The following is a 614-nucleotide window of genomic DNA, read 5'->3' as shown; positions in this document are numbered from 1 at the left end:
ACCGGCCTGTCCATCCAGCAGGTGCTGGAGGACGCGGCCGGCCGCCTGGTGGGTGGAAGCATCGTGCCCAGCATCACCGCCGGGCGGACCGATGCCGGCGTGCACGCGACCGGCCAGGTGGCGCATCTGGATTTTCCGTCCACGCTGCGCCTGACGGCTTCGATCGTGCGCGACGCGCTGAATTTCCACATGAAGCCGCACCGGGTGGCGATCCTGTCGGCGTGCCCGGTCGACCTGGCGTGGAATGCGCGATTCTCGGCGATCCGCCGTTTCTATCGCTATCGCATCCTCAACCGTCGCAGCCGTCCCGCACTGGATGAAGGCAGGGTCTGGCTGGTCAAGCGCGCGCTGGACGAGCGCGCGATGGCCGAGGCCGCGCGCCACCTGCTGGGCCGGCATGATTTCACCTCGTTCCGGGCCAGCGCCTGCCAGGCCAGGAGCCCGCTGCGCACCCTGGACCGGCTGGACGTCGCGCGGCATGGCGAGGACATCGTGATCGAGACGGACGCGCGGTCTTTCCTGCACCATCAGGTGCGCAACATGGTGGGCACGCTGAAGCTGGTCGGCGAAGGCAGTTGGCCGCCCGCGCGGGTGGCCGAGGCCCTGGCCGCCCG

1 protein-coding gene is annotated in these 614 nt (G+C 70.2%); it reads left to right on the top strand.

Annotated elements, in window-relative coordinates:
- Positions 1-614 (top strand): tRNA pseudouridine synthase A (locus HUK84_RS21970; RefSeq protein WP_176642014.1); only part of this gene is annotated, 614 nt, incomplete at both ends.

The organism is Nguyenibacter vanlangensis (genome assembly GCF_013376155.1).
Lineage (GTDB): Bacteria > Pseudomonadota > Alphaproteobacteria > Acetobacterales > Acetobacteraceae > Gluconacetobacter > Gluconacetobacter vanlangensis.
Note: the sequence above shows the minus strand (reverse complement) of the source record. Positions and strands in the feature narration are given on the sequence as shown.